Genomic DNA, 16,826 nt, shown 5'->3' with positions numbered 1-16,826 from the left:
GAAATCGCTTCTGAGCGGGGTTTTCGCATTCCTCGACTCGCTTCCCAGGCATGGTAAGCGCGGGTAAAGAAAGGGGCATCGGCAAGCACACGACGTGACCTACAACATAAATTCGGTGGATACATCTACAAAATCACCTATTTTGCACTTGGTGCAAGTTTGCACCGAGTGTAACGTTGCATCCTGTGCAAGAAGAACTATCACTACGCGAGCAGAAACGCCTAGAAACGCGGCTACGCATTGAGGATGCCGCCACCGAATTGGTGGATAAGCATTCCTTTGGCGAGGTCACTATTGAAGAGATCTGCGAACTAGCCGGTATTTCTCGGCGCACGTTTTTTAATTATTTCGATTCGAAGGAATCCGCCGTGCTTGGGGCGCCAAGCGCTGACTTCACCGCCGAAATGCGGGAGTATTTCCTCCATGAGTCCACCAGCAGCATCATGGAATTAGTCCTTAACCTGGTGGAACAGCACATGGAGGGTCATCACGTTAATCCCACGATTCGGGAGAGACGCAAGCGCATTGCTAATGACCCAGAGGCGGCGGCCGCCTCCATTAGCCGCAAGCGGGCGAAATCCATCGAGCTTATTGGGCTCATTGAGGAGCGCCTAACCCAAGAACCGGAACTGCGCATCCTCGAGGGGCACTCCGCGGCAACGGAGGCCATGGTCATCGCCGGTGTAGTCCGCGAGGCCCTCTGGCTTTCCATCGCCGCCCCCGATAGCGATTGCAGCGACGCCCTGAGGTCGCGTCTGAATGATTCACTGACTTTGATTAATGATTTTATGAAAGGAATCCGATGGTAGATACAGCCGAAAAGGCTCCTGCGCAGGGCCAGTCGCGGGCGGATAACCTGGGGCTCATTTTCTCTGCGCTGGTGCTCACCATGTTGATGAGCTCGCTGGGCCAGATGATTTTCTCTTCCGCTTTGCCAACTATTGTTGGTGAGCTTGGCGGCGTTGACCACATGAGCTGGGTCATCTCCGCATTCCTTGTCACCATGACCATCGCCATGCCGATTTCCGGCAAGCTGGGTGACATGCTGGGCCGCAAATGGCTCTATATTGGCGGCATCGCCGTCTTCGTCGTGGGCTCCGCCGTCGGCGGTTTCGCCGATTCCATGACGGTTCTCATCATCGCCCGCGCTGTGCAAGGCTTCGGCGCTGGGTTCATGATGATTTCCTCGCAGTCCATCATCGCCGAGGTCACCTCCTCCCGCGAGCGCGGCAAGTTCATGGGCATCATGGGCGGCGTCTTCGGCCTGTCCTCCGTCCTCGGCCCCGTCTTGGGCGGCTGGTTTACTGATGGCCCCGGCTGGCGTTGGGGCATGTGGATGAATATCCCGCTCGGCCTGCTGGCCATGGTGGTCTGCATCTTGGTGCTCAACCTGCGCGTTGGCCAGGCCGATATGAAGCGCTTTGACTGGCTCGGCGCCACCTTCATCGCCATTACCACCGCTTCCCTAATCCTCATGACCACCTGGGGCGGCACCGAGTACGACTGGGATTCCTCCATGATCCTCACCCTCGGCGCCATCACCCTCGTCGGCGCCATCATTACCACCATCGTGGAATTGCGCGCTGCCGAACCGCTTATCCCGGTTCGCCTCTTCAAGAACCGCAACATGGCCCTGACCACCCTATCCGGCGTCATTTTGGGTCTGGCCATGTTCGGTGTGCTGGGCTATATGCCCACCTACCTGCAAATGGTCCACACCCTATCACCCACCAACGCTGGCCTGATGATGATTCCGATGATGGTTGGCCTTATCGGCACCTCCACCGGCGTCGGGTTCATCATCGCCCGCACCGGCCGCTACAAGATTTACCCCCTCATCGGCCTAGCCATTACCGCAGGCGCCCTGTTCTGGATGTCCCGCCTCTCGGTAGATACCTCGCTCACGCAGCTCGGCTTCGAGTTCCTCGCCTTCGGCATCGGCCTGGGCATGGTGATGCAGGTGCTCGTGCTCATCGTCCAGAACTCCTTCCCACTGTCCCAGGTGGGTACGGCCACCGCGGCGAATAACTTCTTCCGCCAGATCGGTTCTGCCCTGGGCGCTTCCCTAGTTGGTTCCATGTTCATCAACAACATGCAGGATGAGATGGCCAACCGCCTGCCGCAGGCTATCCAGCAGCTGGGACCTGAGGGCGCAGCCTATGCCGAGAAGTTTGGCAATAGCGACGGCAACGCCAATAGCCTGACCCCGGATTTGGTGTCTTCCCTGCCAGAGCCGCTCGAGCAGGCAGTATTAAATTCCTATAATGACGGCCTCACCCCGGTCATCGCGCTGATGGTCCCGCTCGTCATCGTCGCCCTCTTGGTCCTGCTTCCCCTGCGCGAAGAGCGCCTGAAGGAGACGATCGATTAAATGTCGCTCAATCCTGCAGAAACCGCCGCCACAAGTAGGGAGCTGCATGCTCTGCGCGATAGCCTGCCGCTTGCCGATGCCCCCATCGAGTCCGCGCTCGGCTACCCACCCGGCGGCCTCGCGGAGGTGCTCGATTTCGAGGCAAGCCCCATCGAGGTATGGCGCACCCGCGATTACCTCGTGGCCTTAGCCGAGCGCGAAGGCATTGACGTGCCACCCTTTAGCCACTTGCGCGATTCCATGCGCCCACAGGCACAGATGTGGTTTGGGCGCTGGGAGGTACCCGCAGTCTAAGGCCGCGTATCTCACCAAGCTTTACCTACGCACACTGCGTGGTAGAAAACAACGAAAGGCCGTAGCGACCGGGATGATTAATTCTCCCCGGCATCGCTACGGCCTTCGTGGTTAAATGGCACAGCGCCTTTAGAGGTGCTTTTCCTCCGGCTTGGGAAGCAGGAGCTCGTAGACATCGGTATCGCGCCACTGACCGGCCAACTCGCCATAGGTCATCTTGGCCATGTGTGAGTAGGTGCCGACCTTTTCAAACCCGCGAGACTTGTGCAGGCCCGCAGAACCTTCATTTTCTGGGAAGATCCAGGAGTGGATGGCCCACTTGTGCAGGTCCTTGCACACTTCAATGAGGCAATCGAGCAAGGCCCCTGCAATGCCACGGCCTTGGGCATCAGATCCCAAGTAAATGGAATCCTCTACCACCCCGTGGAAGACGGTACGCGAGGAAATCGGGGCGGCCGAAACCCACCCCAATACCTTAGAATCGTCGTCTGCCTCAACGGCTACGTGCACCGAGGCCATGATCTTGGAGCTCGTAAACTCCTCGTAGGTCAAGGATCGGGTTTCATAAGTGGCATGGCCGGTTTGTAGGCCCTGCTCGTAGATGTCCCGCATCTGCGGGTAATCGGCCGACGTGAAGGGCCGAATACGGAAATCCTTTTTCTTATCGTCCGCAGACGTCTGCTTGGCGTTCTCGCTCATAGGCACCATTATTACTGGTCTTGGCTGATTCTTGCTATAAAGATTTCATTAAATTCGCTGTCTGCGAAACGCATTCATCCAGCCCTCGCTTAGTCGTTGCCTTCTAATAGATCAGTTACGAGTTCCGCAATGGCGGAGCGCTCCGAACGCTTAAGGGTAATGTGCGAGAAGAGCTCGTGGCCCTTGAGCTTTTCGATGACCGCCTGCACCCCATCGTGGCGGCCCACCCGCAGGTTATCGCGCTGTGCGACGTCGTGGGTAAGCACGACTCGCGAGCCTTCTCCCAAGCGCGAGAGCACGGTGAGCAAAACATTGCGCTCCAGCGACTGCGCCTCGTCCACGATGACGAAGGCATCGTGCAAGGCGCGGCCACGGATATGGGTCAGCGGCAAGACCTCTATAAGCCCGCGTTCGTGGATCTCTTCCAGGACGTTGTCAGAGACCAACCCTTCCAAGGTGTCATAGACCGCTTGGGCCCACGGGTTCATCTTCTCTGATTCAGAGCCCGGCAAGTACCCCAGCGATTGCCCGCCTACGGCGTACATCGGCCGAAATACCACAATGCGGCGGTGTTCCCCGCGCTCTAAGACGGCCTCCAAGCCGGCGCACAATGCCAGCGCTGATTTACCGGTACCAGCCCTACCGCCGATGGACACGATGCCAACCTCCGGATCCAGGAGCAGGTCCAGGGCGATGCGCTGTTCCGCCGAACGACCCTGCAGGCCAAAGGCGTTTCGGTCGCCGCGCACCAAACGCACCGCCCCGTCCGGCATGATGCGGCCCAGGGCAGATTGCGCGCCGGCAACCAAGGTGATACCGCAGTGCACCGGCAAATCTTCAACCGGGGTGTCATCGTCCGTGACAGCCCCATCGAGCAGCACTTCCCCATCGCTGTAGAGAGCATCGATGACATCCGTGGTGGTATAGGCGGTGGCCATGCCGGAGTACCCGGTCAAAATGACGTCCTGGGCGTGATATTCATCGGCCTGCACGCCCACGGCGCCGGCCTTAACGCGCAGCGGCACGTCCTTGGTAACAAGGACCGTGTCCTTGCCTTCGTGCGCCAGGTTCAAGGCGCAGGCCAAGATGCGGTGATCCCCTTCCGGCCCGCGGAATGCGGCCGGCAAGAGCGACTGATCTTGGTGGTTGAGCTCTACCCGCAAGGTACCGCCGGCCACATTTACCGGAACGGGTTGGTCGAGCGCCTCGTAGGTAGCGCGCAGCTCTTCCAAAAAGCGAAGAGCTTGGCGGGCGAACCAGCCAAGCTCCGGGTGATGACGTTTTCCTTCCAATTCAGAGATAACCACAACGGGAAGGACGACCTCGTGTTCGGCGAATTTTCGCAGCGCCCACGGGTCAGATAATAAGACCGAGGTATCAAGCACGTAGGTCTTGGTAGCGACGTCATTATCGGTGGTGCCTAGTGGAGTAGAAAGTACAGAGGGGCGAGTCATGATGGCAGGAATCTTCCTTTGTGAAACGGTAGAAAGCTGTTCTTCCTTGTCTGCCCTCTAGAGCCGCTAGTGCTGCGATCTCTTAGGGGCTGCCACCCAACCTAAGCACCCAAGGTTGAAATCACATGGGTGGAAGATGAACTTTAAGAAAACGACAAATCCCTGCGGGAAACCCGCAGGGATCGTGGCGAGAGGTAATCGACGCGCCGCGTGGGCAGGGCGCCGACTTTTAACTTTTAGGCGTTGATATCAGCCGCGAAGGTGCCGTCTTCACCCTCAGTCCAAGAGATGGTGCCGTTGCTAAACTCTTGGGTCCAGCCGTTCGCCTCGGTTGCGTCAGCCTCTGGCTTGGTAGGCAGGCCAACGGAAGAGTCGAGGCCACCCTCGTTTACCCAGGTTTCAGCAATCTTGCCGATGACCGGCTGTGCACCAGTCTCCTCAGAGTAGACCAAGTGCTTGCCACCCTCGAAGGTAGCCAGGGTGCCCTTATCGGAGGACTCTACGCTCTGCACGTCACCCCACTCGGCCTGCTTTTCCTCGATGGCGGTTGCAAGGTCAGCGGGAACTTCTTCCTCGCCGCCAGCGGTGGTGATGGTCTGGGTACCGCCCTCTCCATTTTCGTCCTTGGAGCCGGTTGCCTCTGCAGCGGCGGAACCTGCGGCGTCGGTGGCATCGGATGCGGCAGAGCCGGCAGAATCCGAGGCGTCTGCGGCTACAGAGCCAGCGGTATCCTTGGCGTCATCGGCGGCATCCTCTGCGTCCGAGCATGCAACGAGTGCAACGGAAAGGGTTGCGGCCGCGAAGCCACCTGCAATACGACGAGTCATCTTGCGCATTTCTAGATCTACCTTTCGATTTTTCAGCCGAAAAATTAGTTCACTGTAGTTTTCAGCCGCCATTGTGGCGAGCGCAGCCAACCGTATACGCGAACTGCACTATCGTGCCACTGTGTGCACCGAGAATAGCGCAGATCAGCTTTCAGTTCACCGCCGTTTGCGCTGCTTAGGGCGCTTCTTTTGTTTCTGTAACGGATTGTTAACAATCTTCCGAGACTGTTTAGCTTTAGCCTTTTCGCGAGCCGTTCGTTTCGGCTTTTCCTGCCTAGAGGAACGGGCAGTGCGGCCCTTAGCGATGCCCACAAAATCCTGAATGGCCTCACTATCCTCTGCCTTTCTCCAGACCAACGCGATTTCGGTAATCGGCACGTCGCTGCCCTTCAGAGCGAGCGGGACTACCTGTTTCTTGCTGAGGATTTTTAGCAGCGGCAGCGGTGCAATAGCGATTCCCACATTGGCTGCGACCACCTGCAGGGCTTCGCGTACGGCGGCGATATCGACCTCACCGGCATCGGTGAGGCGGTAGTTGAGGTGTTCATCGGAGACATCGGCAAGCGCCAGCTCCTCACCCACCTCCGCATAGACGGAGTCTTTTGGAACCGCGATGCCGGGGGCCTCCTCATAAAGGCGGACCACGTGGAAGGAGTCATCCACGCGCGCATCCGGCAGGCGGGTCAGCGCCAGATCCGCGTGGCCGGCGAGCAATTGCGCCATGCTGTCATCCGCATCGACGGTAGATAAACCGCCGTGCGCGGTATTGTCCTGAAATCTCTGAAACCATTTTCCAGGTTGTGTACCGGTGACAAAGGCTAAGCGCAGCATGGAGCACAGTCTACTGAAAGTGCTACGGTTAAACCGTGAGTGAACAACATAACCAACAGCAACCGTCCGGTACCGCGATGCGCGCGCAGACCGCCGCTAAGAAGCTGAATATCTACCTGCCCGCCGCGCCCGAGGAATTTCAAAATAGCGCAGTAAGCCACGAAGAACTGCGCGAATTGCAGCACAATCCCCCGCAGTGGCTGCAAACGCTGCGCCGCGAAGGCCCCCACCCCCGGCAAGAAGTTGCCCACAAGCTGGGCATTTCCGTCACCGCACTAAAGAAGAATGACATGGATAAGCCGCTGACCACCGCGGAAATCAGCGAGCTATTGGAAAAGCAGCCTGAGTGGCTGCCGCGAGCCCGCGCCACGCTGGCGCAGGCTCGCGGCCACGACGTCCACAAGGACGCCGCAGAGGATTCCTTAGAAGATAAGGACTAAACCAGCTTCCAGTCCTCGAGGCCTTCATACAGCGGGTAGTGCTCGGCGATCTTATCGACGCGCCGGCGAAGTGCCTCGACATCGGCGTTTTTGCCCTGTGCCAAGGCGGTACCGATAACATCTGCAACCTCGGTGAAGGCATCCGCATCGAGGCCACGGGTGGCCAGGGCGGAGGTGCCGATGCGCAGGCCCGAGGTGACCATCGGCGGGCGAGGGTCGTTCGGGACCGCATTGCGGTTAACGGTGATTCCTACCTGGTGCAAGAGGTCTTCTGCCTGCTGACCATCGAGCTGCGAATTGCGCAGATCGACCAAGACGAGGTGGACGTCGGTGCCGCCGGAGACGACGTCCACGCCAGCTGCCTGCGTATCTTCCGCCAAGAGGCGATCTGCCAGAATGCGGGCGCCCTCGAGGGTGCGCTCTTGGCGCTCCTTGAATTCCTCGCTGGCCGCAATCTTCATAGAAATGGCCTTTGCCGCTACCGCGTGCATCAGCGGTCCGCCCTGCTGGCCGGGGAAGACATTGGAGTTCAGCTTCTTTGCGTACTCCTGCTTGGCCAAGATCATGCCAGAGCGTGGACCACCCAAGGTCTTGTGCACGGTGGTGGAGACGATATCGGCGTGCTCGACTGGGTTCGGGTGCAGGCCTGCGGCAACCAGACCCGCGAAGTGGGCCATATCTACCCACAGGTAAGCGCCCACCTCATCGGCGATCTCGCGGAAGGCCGCGAAATCCAGGGTGCGCGGGTAGGCGGACCAACCGCCGATGATGACCTTTGGCTTCTCCTTCAGCGCCTGCTCACGCAGCTTGTCCATATCCACGCGCATGGTCTCTGGGTCTACGCCATAAGCTGCGACATCGTAAAGCTTACCGGAGAAGTTCAACTTCATACCGTGGGTCAAGTGCCCACCGTGGGCCAAGGACAGGCCGAGGATCTTATCGCCCGGCTCCGCGATGCTGGACAGGACTGCGGCATTGGCCTGCGCACCAGAGTGCGGCTGCACGTTAGCAAATTCCGCGTTGAAGAGCGCCTTCGCACGGTCGCGGGCCAGATCCTCAACAACATCGACGTGCTCACAGCCGCCGTAGTAACGACGCCCCGGGTAGCCCTCGGCGTACTTATTGGTCAAGACAGAACCCTGTGCCTGCAGGACGGCGCGCGGCACGAAGTTCTCAGAAGCAATCATTTCCAGCGTTTCGCGCTGACGGGAAATTTCTCCCTGGATAGCGCCGAAAACATCCGGGTCAAGATCGCGCAGGTCAGTATTAAAAGAAGCCATATAAGACTAGTCCTCTTCTCGGTAGGAAGCAGTATGAGCCATTACATATCATAACCTTTCGGCTACCTTACAGGGGGCAAATTTTTCATCCCCTTATCACCGCGTGCGACAATTAGGCTATGGCGCGCAACTTGGATTCAAGCCCCTACCTCGACTTTGACCGTGAAACCTGGCGTGAACTCCGCAAATCCATGCCACAGGTGCTGACAGAAAACGAGCTAGAAGAACTACGGGGCATCGGCGACCGCATTGATTTGGACGAGGTCGCAGATGTCTACCTCCCCCTCTCCCGTCTTATCCACATGCAGGTCACCGCCCGGCAACAACTCACCGCCGCCACCGAGGCCTTCTTGGGCAACCCACCCACGCACGTGCCCTTCGTCATCGGCGTGGGCGGTTCCGTGGCCGTGGGTAAATCCACCACCGCCCGCCTCCTCCAAGTGCTCCTACAGCGATGGGACTCACACCCGAAGGTGGACCTAGTGACCACGGACGGGTTTCTCTTTCCCACCCAAACGCTTAAAGACCGCGGACTGATGAAGCGCAAGGGTTTCCCCGAATCCTATGACCGCCGTGCACTTATGCGCTTTGTTACCGACGTCAAATCCGGAAAACCCTTGGTCAAAGCGCCGCTGTATTCGCATATCACCTATGACATCGTCAAAGATCGCTATCAAGAGGTCAATCAGCCGGATATCTTGATTTTGGAAGGCCTCAACGTCCTCCAGACCAGCCCCACCTTAACCATCGCGGATCTATTTGATTTCTCCGTCTACGTCGACGCCCGCACGGACGATATTGAACAGTGGTACATCGACCGCTTCCTCACGCTGCGCCACACCGAATTCCGCCGGCCCAATGCCCACTTCGCTGCTTATGCCGATATGAACGATGAGCAGGCGCGCGCCCAGGCCCGCGAGATTTGGCAATCCATTAACCTGCCAAACTTAGTGGAAAATATCCTACCCACCCGCGTGCGTGCATCGCTGGTATTGAAGAAGGGATCGCATCACCTGGTTGAACAGGTCCGCATGCGAAAAATCTAGCCGCTACTTACCAAAGCGGCGCGAACGCTGCGAATAATCACGCAGCGCGCGCAGGAAATCTACCTTCCGGAATGCCGGCCAATAGGTATCGGTGAACCAGATTTCTGAATAGGCTGCTTGCCACAGGAGGAATCCGGAAAGGCGCTGCTCACCGGAGGTGCGAATCACCAAGTCCGGGTCCGGCAGGCCCTTGGTATAGAGGTGTTCCGTAATCGAGTCTGCGGTGACTCGGTCCGCCATCTCGGCCGCGCTCGTGCCCTTTTCGGCTTCGCTGCGCACCAGCTTCTGTACGGCATCGACGATTTCTTGGCGCCCACCGTAGCCCACGGCCACATTGACGATGACGCCTTGGTTATCCTTGGTTTCCTCAGCGGCGTCAACCATGCGCTGGGTTACCGACGCGGGCAATAAATCTAAGTTACCCACAAGGCGCACCTGGCAATCCAGATCCCCCTGGGACAAATGCGTGACCACATCAGAGATGATGTCAAAAAGCAGCTGTACTTCCTGCTGGCTGCGCTTCAAGTTCTCCGTGGATAAGAGGTAGATGGTGACTACCTCAATATCGGTATCGCGGCACCACGCGATCATCTCTCCAATTTTCTTCGCCCCCTGGCGGTGGCCGTGGCTGATATCCGTAAACCCGGCTTCCCGCGCCCAGCGGCGGTTGCCGTCAGCCATGATCGCCACGTGCTTCGGCTGCGGTCTGCCCTTGATAAGCCGCACAAGTCGTGCTTCATATAAGGGGTACATCAGCCGCTTGAGGAATGTCACGTTGATTACTCCAGCCGGCTAGAAAATCGACTTCTTGCGGTTATCGTATAGGCCAGCTTCCTTGAGCGCCGCATCCACTGCCTCTTCGTCGAATGGATCGATCCCGTGGTCTTCAGCGAACATGGTGCGCCGACGGAAACGCGAATAGCGACGGTGAAAATTCCACCCCGCTACCAGCACGGCAACACCCAAAATGGCTAAGATAAGCAGCCCGATGGGCGAGGCCTTACCAAACTCTGGCCCCATCGGTCCGCCTTCTGCACCTTCTGTGCCTTGCGCAAGGAAAGTGACATCGTGCGCAGCCAGGAAAAGGGAGTCATAGACGCTCATATCTTAAGTCTCCTCGTTCTTTTCAATGCCCGCAAATAAATCATTTTCCGGCAGAGAGGTCGATACCCGAGTCTTGGCTAACTCAAACTCCTCCGTTGGCCACAGCCGCTGTTGGACCTCCACGGAGGTGGCCAAGAAGGCCCCGGCCGGATCGATCTGCGTCGCATGCGCCCGCAGCGCATCATCGCGATTTTGGAAGTAATCGGCACACTCCACCTGCGTGGTAACGCGAGCCATGATATCGCCAAACGCCGTATCCCAACGCGCCAGCATGGGACCATACGGGCTGGGCTTTCCTTCCTCAAGGAGAAGATCGTGGAACATCTTCATGCGCTGGTACACAAAGCCATGCGAGTAGTACAGCTTCAGCGGCTCGAAGGGCTCGCCCAATTCGGGGTGGTAGGAAGGGTCACCCGCCTTTTCCCACGCGATCATGGAGGCTCGGTGAACCATGAGGTGGTCTGGGTGCGGGTAGCCGCCATTTTCGTCATAGGTAATGATGACCTGCGGGCGGAATGAGCGGATAACGCGCACCATTTCCTGGGCCGCTGCATCATCGCCCATCAGGGCAAAGCAGCCTTCCGGCAAGAGCTCTTCCATGCTCTTGCCTTCCTCAGGATCTGGCAGGCCGGAATCAACGTGGCCTAACCACTGGTGTTGGACCCCAAGCGCGCGGGCTGCCTTAGCCATTTCCTCGCGGCGTACCTCAGCCATGTTTTCCTTAACGCCAGGGCGGTCCATGGCCGGGTTAATAATGTCACCGCGTTCACCACCGGTGCAGGTCAGCACCATTACATCCGCACCTTCTGCAGCGTAACGGGCCGTAGTCGCGGCACCCTTGGAGGATTCATCGTCCGGGTGTGCGTGGATTGCTAGGAGGCGAAAGTCGCTCACTGAAAATCCATCCCCTTTAAATCTAGCTTTTAGAACAGATCACTATCTTAGTAGATAATGGGAAAATGGTACTCCTCGGTTAAAGTAGGGCTATGACTTCCGCCGGAAATTCTCGCTCCGCCGCGCGCTACGGCTCGCGCGATAAATCAAAAAAGAACTCTGGTAGCTGGACCAATAAGGCGCTGGTGTTGATTTTTGCAGCCATGCTCGTCACCCTTCTCTACTACGGCTTCCAGTATTTTCGGGAAAAAGAATCCGTCAATGCGCAGATTTCGATGGTCACCCAAGAGGTTCTGAGCGATGACACCACCCGCGTGTGGGTCGATGTGACCCGAAATCACACCGATGAGGATGCTTACTGCATCGTGCAGGCTTACGATTACTCCAAATCCGAGGTAGGCCGTCGCGAATTTGCCGTTCCCGCTGGCGGAAATGAGACGCATCGCGTTGCCGTCGATGTCCCCACCAATGCCCGTGCCGTCGCCGGTGGTGCCTACGGCTGCTCCGGCAATATCCCCGATTACCTGGATATGGACAATCCCGACTACGCGGAAAGTCGCTAGGTCCATGTGCTAGGATTTGTACAGCCTAGAACTGGGCATTTGCCTGGTTGCATACTTAACTTCTGTCCCTCCATCAGCGCGGGACTTTGACCACTATTCCACAGCACGGAAGGTTTTAGAATGGCTGAGCAGCAAAAGCAGTACATCACCCCAGAAACCAAGGCAAAGCTCGAGACCGAGCTGCAGGAACTCATCGATCACCGCCCAGAGGTTGCGGCGGAAATCAATGAGCGCCGCGAAGAGGGCGACCTGAAAGAAAACGCCGGCTACGATGCCGCCCGCGAGATGCAGGACCAGGAAGAGGCCCGCATCAAGCAGATTTCTGAGCTGCTGGCTAACTCCACCACCGAGCGTGGCACCATGCAGGAAGGCGTTGCCTACACCGGCAGCGTTGTTCACGTGTATTACAACGGCGACAAGGACGATAAGGAAACCTTCCTCATCGGTACCCGCGCCGCTGCGACCGATAACAAGGACCTAGAAACCTACTCGGAGCAGTCTCCGCTGGGCGCAGCCATCATCGGTGCGCAGGAGGGTGAAACCCGCGAGTACTCCGCACCAAACGGTAAGACCATTTCGGTAACCATCGAATCAGCTGCCCCGTACGATTCCGCCAAGGCCGCCACCCCGCGCGAGTCCTAATTTCCTCCTTCCACCCCACTACCGCCTTCACTACTCTGGAGAAAGAGCACATCCCCATGAAGAAATTCTCCCGCTTCGCCACCGCTGGATTAGTATTTTCCGCCGGCCTTTCCTTGGCCGCCTGCCACCCGCCGAACCAGCAGGATTCTGAATCCGGCAAGATCGACAACGCATCGACCTTTACCGGCGAGGCACCGGCGCAAAAGGATGCCGATACGTCTTCGTCCGCCGCCACCACCGAGCCCGGAGCGGATTCGGAGGGCCTGCAGAACGGGGTCGAGGAACCTGAGCAGCAGCCAAACGCCACCGCGACGCAACTGCCGCAATAAAAGAAGTAGGCTGAAGGATTATTTCCTTCAGCCTTTTTCTTTCTCCCAATTCACTGTCTAGGATTCTCGCGCCCAATTGCCGATGACCCCAGGCACGACCGCCGGTGGCTCGCCCAACAGATCCCGTTTATTCGGATCGCGCTCAACTTGAGTCGTTACCGCCTTCACCCGATTCTTGTCATTTCCCTGACCCCGGGCTCCCATCATTGGTGCAAAGGCTCGCATGCCTGCGGCCGGCCTCGCGGCAACAGATTTGGTACCGGCGCCAGTGGTGGCGCCTCCCCCGCGCACCACGGCTTCACGTGCAGCGCCCCTTTCCAGGGGTCCTCGGCTACCGTTACCACCGCTGCTATTGCCAGCAGCTTCACCTGCCGCGCGAGGAAGCGCACCTCCCACGCCGCGAGCTCCGACGCTCTCACCGGAACCACCACGCAGAGCTGCTGCGCCACGCGCACCGGTTCCGCCAGCACCCAATCCAGGAGCGGAATTTACGACTGCGCCCATATGTCCGCCTATTCCAGAACCAAGCCTTCCACCCGTACCCAAGGCCCCGCTGCCGATCCCGGCCAGTGGATTGAATCCGCCACCGCGGAGAGCGCCAGGATTCCCGCTTCCGGCTCTCCCGCCTAAGTTAGGAGCACCCGCGGCGTTTGCGATTCCAGTTCCGGTACCTAACCCAGACCCAGTGCCTATCCCCATAGCACCGGGCCCACCGCCAGACATTGACATAGAACCTAACTGACTATGCGGCGTCGTCCCAGGGAGTGAGGCTCCACTGGTTGCGACATCGCGACCGCTGATATCTATTCCATCGCCCACCCCTAGTTGGGAAAGAGCCTTTCTGCCATCTGCATGCAATTGTTCCTGGAAAGCGGTGGTTTCCTCTGGAGTCATGCCCACCGACTCCAAATCGTGAACCGTACCATTTGCCACATCAAAATTTCCCGGCCCCAGATCGCCGCGGGCAATAGCTTCTTGGATCGCGCGCGGCCACACGACATTGTCGGTGTTATATTTCTGGCCGTCGCCGTCCACACCAGACAAACCGGCATCAACGCCGCCTCCTCCGGAGGCTGGCGACTGTTCCATCAGTGAATGTTGGTTAGGCATTGCGTCAATGGCCAACCTTTGAAGATCCGGTTGGAGCTTTGCCAACGCCGCAGTCTCTGCGATTTTCCGCTCCGCCGGGTCAGGGATCTTCATAATCTCCATCGCCATTGCCATTGCCGACGGCTGAATCATCATCAACCGCGAGTGGAAACCAGTGAGCTTATCTCCCATTACTTCAGCATTGGCCACAAAGTGTTTCCCCGAGGCCGCTACCTCCCGGATCTTCGCAGCCGCCCGCGACGTCGTTTCGCTGTCATTCTCACTTTCCAAAGACCCAGCGGCTTGTTCAAGTCCACTCACGATCTCCCGAACTTCAGAACCTAAAGAGCTCCACCGCGCATTAGCCTCGGATACACTCCAAATCTGCGTAGACATCAAGTCCGTAGCCAGCTTGGTAATCGACGTGCCGACGTTAACAACGGGCGGAGTAAACATAAACGGGCTATACCCCGGCTCCGGCTGGTCCATAATCGGCATCGATTCAACGCCTATCTCACCACCCGCATCAGCGATATCCATCGCCCTGCTATTCGCAGATTCTTGGGCTTCAAAGCCTCGGGCTTCTCGGGCAAGGCTGTCGTAAAGCCAATCCAATTGCCCTGCAAAAGAGGTCAACGAATTACTTGCTGAACTAGGATCTGTTTCCAAAACCCTCTGATGGATTGATCCGACATGATCGATCCCTCTAACCGGCGAAAAACTAGCATTCAGCGGCGAGTGCGTTTCTAGGACTGATTGTTTCAAGTTTTCACGCAATGATTCAGTTTTCATCGCAACTGAAGCAACGCTATCAAAGTTGATTTCCATAATTCCCCCCGATTGATTTTATTGAAGTTTTGTCAAAATTTCTCTAGCCTGTGAACATTTCTTCTGGTACGAATCGCTCAAATCAGTTCCCGAATGACTGACCTGCAAATAACCCCGATTTGTCAGCAATTCTACCGTGCAAAATATACCCTTGAAATCACTATTTTCAATAACTATTCCTAATGAGGAATCACCTTCGCTATTCTTTGCTTCATTATTACTTGCAGAAATAAGGGTGCTAGTAAAGCCAATCACCCCACTATTGCGTTGATTGGATCCAGCCTTGAATGTACAAAAGGCATAACCAGATTTCCGTTCTTGATCACCTACAGGTAAACCGATCCCAGCAGCCTCCAGCCTGTCCTGTGGAATCTCCGTACATGGATCGAATAGCTCGAAATCTGGATCTGCAGGATCAAATTCTCCCGGTGGCGGTAGTACTCCGGAATCCCCATCTGCCCTGGCGCCGGTCTCCCCCCGAAAACCGGCGCCAGCCCCCGAATTCTCGTCTTTGGAGTGTCCCGAATCCCCCAGATTATCTTCCACGTCATCCCCCTGGTTCCCGTTGGCATCACCCGCGCCATCGGCCGAACTAGTGCCATCAGCTTCTGCCGACATCGCGGCGTCTTCTGATGCGCTCCTCGAGCCGACTTCCGCAGCGCAGCCACTCAGCGCGACCGAACTGACTACCAGCGCTGCTACGGTTGCCTGACGTTTCACAACAATCCTTCGGTTACCCCTTTTAGACGAGCTGGAACGAGAAGAAAATAGAGGAGAGAACTCTCTACCTTCCGGTTTCCCGTTCCCGCCACATAGCATGCATGAATCGTGCAAAAATTTCTTGTCGAGCCCGCAAATTAGTCACTATTTAACTATTTCAGTTATCTCATACGCCACATTTATAACTTTGCACATGGTGAAATTTGCTGCTCATTAGCTGTCTTAAACCTGAATGCGCTCTCCTACCCGCTTAAAGGCTAAAGAACGACTTAATACCCCCTCAATTACCCCAATAATTACACGCCCGTAATCCAAACGCGGACACAAAAATGGCCCGCACCGTAGTGCGGGCCGAAAGCGCGAAAAGGCTTAGTTGCGCTGAACGTAGCTCAACAGGCGAAGAATTTCGGTGTAGAGCCAGACCAAGGTTACGGCCAAGCCGAGAGCCACGCCCCATGCCTGCTTAGCAGGAGCACCGGCGCGGATAAGGCGGTCTGCTTGGTCAAAGTCAGTCAGGAAGGACAGAGCAGCCAAGACGATGCAGACCAAGGAGAAGATGATGGCGAGGGGGCCACCATCGCGCAGTGGGTTGAAGTCGAAGAAGATTGCACCCAAGAAGTTAGCGAGAGCCATGACTGCAACACCTGCGATGAGCCCGACCAAAATCTTGGTGAACTTTGGCGTAACCTTCACTGCGCCAGTCTTGTAGACAATGAGCATACCGATGAACACGCCGATGGTACCGACGATTGCCTGGCCAATCAGCGCCATGCCATTAGAACCACCGATGGTACTGTTCGCGAATACGAAGGAGAAGCCACCAACGAAAAGGCCCTCGAATACTGCGTAGGTGAGGGTCGCGGCCGGCGAGCCCCACTTACGGCCAAAGGAGGCCACGAGTACGGTGATGAATCCGCCAATGCCACCGACGAGCATAAGCATCATGGCCGTGCCTGGGTTCATGGTGCCCAGGTAGAAGTTGATGGCAGCGGCCACGATAATAATGCCGAGGGTAATTCCCGTCTTGGTGACGACGTCATCCACAGTCATAGGGCGAGGGGCTTCGCCCGCGTAGCCGGGGTTCTGCTGCTGGCTACTTTCAGTTAGCGAGGTCATAACCGGATTGCTTGAACGCACGGTTGTCCTTTCTCAGTGATGTACAAATCAGCTTTCTCATGTAGATCAACGTCACCACGCCCCATAAAGTTCCTCATTTAGAATAATTTGCTCAAGATCCCAAGAAATTTATTACTGGACCGTTGCCTCCGCTGACGTATCCCGAGCTATGCTGCTAGGAACTTGCTCTCCTGTCGGGTGAGCCGAGGATTTGCTATCCGTAGCTTCGATATAATCTTAGAAGAGGTACCTTCACATGAGCTGATCCTCAAGTGCCTAGACAGTCATAATTCGGCCAA

At 57.2% G+C, this 16,826-nt stretch carries 19 protein-coding genes; 8 read left to right on the top strand and 11 right to left on the bottom strand.

All coding sequences use genetic code 11. The annotated features are described in order from the left end of the window. Positions 1-185 precede the first annotated feature (185 nt). From ABRP84_RS02275 to ABRP84_RS02265, 3 genes are read left to right on the top strand one after another with little or no spacing between them, the layout of a single operon-like run. On the top strand, positions 186-809 hold the full coding sequence (locus tag ABRP84_RS02275; RefSeq protein ID WP_349852556.1) for a TetR/AcrR family transcriptional regulator: 624 nt from the start codon (positions 186-188) through the stop codon (positions 807-809). Then, the gene (locus ABRP84_RS02270; RefSeq protein ID WP_349852554.1) at positions 803-2,371 is read left to right on the top strand and encodes an MDR family MFS transporter; all 1,569 of its coding nucleotides are present in this window, start codon (positions 803-805) and stop codon (positions 2,369-2,371) included. Before ABRP84_RS02275 ends, ABRP84_RS02270 begins: the two co-directional genes overlap by 7 nt. Further along, positions 2,372-2,665 (top strand): DUF2316 family protein, encoded by a 294-nt coding sequence (locus tag ABRP84_RS02265; protein WP_349852552.1) that lies wholly within the window; start codon positions 2,372-2,374, stop codon positions 2,663-2,665. 129 nt (positions 2,666-2,794) lie between these two features. On the opposite strand, the gene ABRP84_RS02260 is transcribed toward ABRP84_RS02265, so the two are convergent. From ABRP84_RS02260 to ABRP84_RS02245, 4 genes are all read right to left on the bottom strand, one after another. Next, on the bottom strand, positions 2,795-3,373 hold the full coding sequence (locus tag ABRP84_RS02260) for a GNAT family N-acetyltransferase (RefSeq protein ID WP_023026173.1): 579 nt from the start codon (positions 3,371-3,373) through the stop codon (positions 2,795-2,797). Positions 3,374-3,453: 80 nt separating this feature from the next. After that, complete coding sequence (phoH2, locus tag ABRP84_RS02255) at positions 3,454-4,818, bottom strand: RNA 5'-3' helicase PhoH2 (protein ID WP_349852549.1); 1,365 nt, start codon at positions 4,816-4,818, stop codon at positions 3,454-3,456. A gap of 236 nt (positions 4,819-5,054) precedes the next feature. Next, positions 5,055-5,645, bottom strand: coding sequence for an LGFP repeat-containing protein (locus ABRP84_RS02250; protein ID WP_349852547.1), 591 nt, complete (start codon positions 5,643-5,645; stop codon positions 5,055-5,057). Positions 5,646-5,801: 156 nt separating this feature from the next. Beyond that, positions 5,802-6,476, bottom strand: coding sequence for a LysR family transcriptional regulator substrate-binding protein (locus tag ABRP84_RS02245; RefSeq protein ID WP_023026167.1), 675 nt, complete (start codon positions 6,474-6,476; stop codon positions 5,802-5,804). 35 nt (positions 6,477-6,511) lie between these two features. On the opposite strand from ABRP84_RS02245, the gene ABRP84_RS02240 reads away from it, so the two are divergent. After that, positions 6,512-6,916, top strand: a complete 405-nt coding sequence (locus ABRP84_RS02240; RefSeq protein ID WP_502879767.1) for a DUF5997 family protein — start codon at positions 6,512-6,514, stop codon at positions 6,914-6,916. Here ABRP84_RS02240 and glyA read toward each other — a convergent pair. After that, a complete protein-coding gene (gene glyA, locus ABRP84_RS02235; RefSeq protein ID WP_349852544.1) occupies positions 6,913-8,196 on the bottom strand; it encodes a serine hydroxymethyltransferase in 1,284 nt (427 codons plus the stop codon). The genes ABRP84_RS02240 and glyA overlap by 4 nt on opposite strands. A 119-nt stretch (positions 8,197-8,315) precedes the next feature. On the opposite strand from glyA, the gene coaA reads away from it, so the two are divergent. Continuing rightward, positions 8,316-9,242 (top strand): type I pantothenate kinase, encoded by a 927-nt coding sequence (coaA, locus tag ABRP84_RS02230; protein WP_349852542.1) that lies wholly within the window; start codon positions 8,316-8,318, stop codon positions 9,240-9,242. Positions 9,243-9,245: 3 nt separating this feature from the next. Here the strand turns inward: coaA and ABRP84_RS02225 are convergent, their stop codons facing one another. From ABRP84_RS02225 to mca, 3 genes are read right to left on the bottom strand one after another with little or no spacing between them, the layout of a single operon-like run. Continuing rightward, positions 9,246-10,016 carry an isoprenyl transferase gene (locus tag ABRP84_RS02225; RefSeq protein WP_349852540.1) on the bottom strand — a complete coding sequence of 257 codons (771 nt, stop codon included), beginning with the start codon at positions 10,014-10,016 and terminating at the stop codon, positions 9,246-9,248. 18 nt (positions 10,017-10,034) lie between these two features. Continuing rightward, the gene (locus ABRP84_RS02220; RefSeq protein ID WP_349852538.1) at positions 10,035-10,346 is read right to left on the bottom strand and encodes a hypothetical protein; all 312 of its coding nucleotides are present in this window, start codon (positions 10,344-10,346) and stop codon (positions 10,035-10,037) included. Positions 10,347-10,349: 3 nt separating this feature from the next. Then, positions 10,350-11,240, bottom strand: coding sequence for a mycothiol conjugate amidase Mca (gene mca, locus ABRP84_RS02215; RefSeq protein ID WP_349852536.1), 891 nt, complete (start codon positions 11,238-11,240; stop codon positions 10,350-10,352). 92 nt (positions 11,241-11,332) lie between these two features. On the opposite strand from mca, the gene ABRP84_RS02210 reads away from it, so the two are divergent. The 3 genes from ABRP84_RS02210 to ABRP84_RS02200 all read left to right on the top strand — a co-directional run bounded on the left by ABRP84_RS02210 (position 11,333) and on the right by ABRP84_RS02200 (position 12,774). Beyond that, entirely contained in the window at positions 11,333-11,803 is a 471-nt protein-coding gene (locus tag ABRP84_RS02210; protein ID WP_023026153.1) for a DUF4307 domain-containing protein, read from the top strand. Between the two features lie 120 nt (positions 11,804-11,923). Continuing rightward, on the top strand, positions 11,924-12,445 hold the full coding sequence (gene greA, locus ABRP84_RS02205; RefSeq protein WP_023026151.1) for a transcription elongation factor GreA: 522 nt from the start codon (positions 11,924-11,926) through the stop codon (positions 12,443-12,445). A gap of 56 nt (positions 12,446-12,501) precedes the next feature. Next, complete coding sequence (locus ABRP84_RS02200) at positions 12,502-12,774, top strand: thiamine biosynthesis protein X (RefSeq protein WP_349852533.1); 273 nt, start codon at positions 12,502-12,504, stop codon at positions 12,772-12,774. 57 nt (positions 12,775-12,831) lie between these two features. Here the strand turns inward: ABRP84_RS02200 and ABRP84_RS02195 are convergent, their stop codons facing one another. The 3 genes from ABRP84_RS02195 to ABRP84_RS02185 form a co-directional block, all read right to left on the bottom strand. After that, the gene (locus ABRP84_RS02195) at positions 12,832-14,691 is read right to left on the bottom strand and encodes a hypothetical protein (RefSeq protein ID WP_349852531.1); all 1,860 of its coding nucleotides are present in this window, start codon (positions 14,689-14,691) and stop codon (positions 12,832-12,834) included. Positions 14,692-14,709: 18 nt separating this feature from the next. Further along, on the bottom strand, positions 14,710-15,411 hold the full coding sequence (locus tag ABRP84_RS02190) for a DUF3558 family protein (protein ID WP_349852529.1): 702 nt from the start codon (positions 15,409-15,411) through the stop codon (positions 14,710-14,712). A gap of 369 nt (positions 15,412-15,780) precedes the next feature. Next, positions 15,781-16,548 carry a Bax inhibitor-1/YccA family protein gene (locus tag ABRP84_RS02185; RefSeq protein WP_023026140.1) on the bottom strand — a complete coding sequence of 256 codons (768 nt, stop codon included), beginning with the start codon at positions 16,546-16,548 and terminating at the stop codon, positions 15,781-15,783. Positions 16,549-16,826 lie beyond the last annotated feature (278 nt).

This window comes from Corynebacterium sp. KPL2861, assembly GCF_040225475.1.
Taxonomy (GTDB): Bacteria; Actinomycetota; Actinomycetes; order Mycobacteriales; family Mycobacteriaceae; genus Corynebacterium.
The sequence above is the reverse complement of the archived record's forward strand: the minus strand, read 5'-3'. Positions and strand labels throughout refer to the sequence as shown.

What these genes read in the sequence shown, in the direction of transcription:
- ABRP84_RS02260 (WP_023026173.1), bottom strand. Translation starts at nt 3,373, where the DNA reads ATGGTGCCTATGAGCGAGAACGCCAAGCAGACGTCTGCGGACGATAAG.
- ABRP84_RS02250 (WP_349852547.1), bottom strand. Translation starts at nt 5,645, where the DNA reads ATGACTCGTCGTATTGCAGGTGGCTTCGCGGCCGCAACCCTTTCCGTT.
- coaA (WP_349852542.1), top strand. Translation starts at nt 8,316, where the DNA reads ATGGCGCGCAACTTGGATTCAAGCCCCTACCTCGACTTTGACCGTGAA.
- ABRP84_RS02195 (WP_349852531.1), bottom strand. Translation starts at nt 14,691, where the DNA reads ATGGAAATCAACTTTGATAGCGTTGCTTCAGTTGCGATGAAAACTGAA.
- greA (WP_023026151.1), top strand. Translation starts at nt 11,924, where the DNA reads ATGGCTGAGCAGCAAAAGCAGTACATCACCCCAGAAACCAAGGCAAAG.
- glyA (WP_349852544.1), bottom strand. Translation starts at nt 8,196, where the DNA reads ATGGCTTCTTTTAATACTGACCTGCGCGATCTTGACCCGGATGTTTTC.
- ABRP84_RS02265 (WP_349852552.1), top strand. Translation starts at nt 2,372, where the DNA reads ATGTCGCTCAATCCTGCAGAAACCGCCGCCACAAGTAGGGAGCTGCAT.
- ABRP84_RS02245 (WP_023026167.1), bottom strand. Translation starts at nt 6,476, where the DNA reads ATGCTGCGCTTAGCCTTTGTCACCGGTACACAACCTGGAAAATGGTTT.
- ABRP84_RS02270 (WP_349852554.1), top strand. Translation starts at nt 803, where the DNA reads ATGGTAGATACAGCCGAAAAGGCTCCTGCGCAGGGCCAGTCGCGGGCG.
- ABRP84_RS02220 (WP_349852538.1), bottom strand. Translation starts at nt 10,346, where the DNA reads ATGAGCGTCTATGACTCCCTTTTCCTGGCTGCGCACGATGTCACTTTC.
- phoH2 (WP_349852549.1), bottom strand. Translation starts at nt 4,818, where the DNA reads ATGACTCGCCCCTCTGTACTTTCTACTCCACTAGGCACCACCGATAAT.
- ABRP84_RS02210 (WP_023026153.1), top strand. Translation starts at nt 11,333, where the DNA reads ATGACTTCCGCCGGAAATTCTCGCTCCGCCGCGCGCTACGGCTCGCGC.
- ABRP84_RS02200 (WP_349852533.1), top strand. Translation starts at nt 12,502, where the DNA reads ATGAAGAAATTCTCCCGCTTCGCCACCGCTGGATTAGTATTTTCCGCC.